The organism is Polaromonas sp. P1_E11 (genome assembly GCF_056405995.1).
This window is the reverse complement of record NZ_JBFUBA010000024.1, coordinates 1-539: the sequence shown is the minus strand read 5'-3', so window position 1 is coordinate 539 and position 539 is coordinate 1. Positions and strand designations below refer to the sequence as shown.

At 64.4% G+C, this 539-nt stretch carries 1 protein-coding gene; it reads left to right on the top strand.

Annotated elements, in window-relative coordinates:
- Window positions 1–87: 87 nt before the first annotated feature.
- A partial coding sequence (locus tag AC1D11_RS22240) for a TIGR02466 family protein (protein ID WP_477651508.1) occupies window positions 88–539 on the top strand: 452 nt, incomplete at its 3' end.

The window sequence follows — 539 nt, the reverse complement described above, 5'->3', positions numbered from 1 at the left end:
GGAAAGCGCAACCCGTCGGCGATCAGTTCAAACTCGGCCATCCCCATCTCCCTTGCGTGTCCGCACTTGCTGTGCTTTGCGGCCATCATGCCCGTTCGCACGCTCTTCGCCACCAATTTCTACGAGGCCGACATCGGCACGCCCGACCTGCTCGAAGAGCTGGAGGCAAGCAGCCGCCTGTTCGCCGAAGAGGATGGCGCCGGCCGCCGCTGGAGCCGCGACCATGGCTATAAAGGCTACACCAGCTATGCGAGCCTCGGCGACCTGCCAGAGCGCGATCCCGCCTTCCACGACCTCAAGAAGCTGCTCGACAAAGAGGTCAAGGCCTTTGCCAAGGCCTGTCATTTCGACCTCGCCAAACCGCTGAGGCTCGACAGCCTGTGGGTCAACATCCTGAAACCCGGCGGCACCCACAGCGGCCATATCCACCCGCACAGCATCGTGTCGGGCACCTTTTACGTCGCCGTCCCGCCCAGATCGGGTGCGCTCAAGCTCGAAGACCCGCGCCTTGCCATGCTGATGGCGGCGCCGGGCCGCAC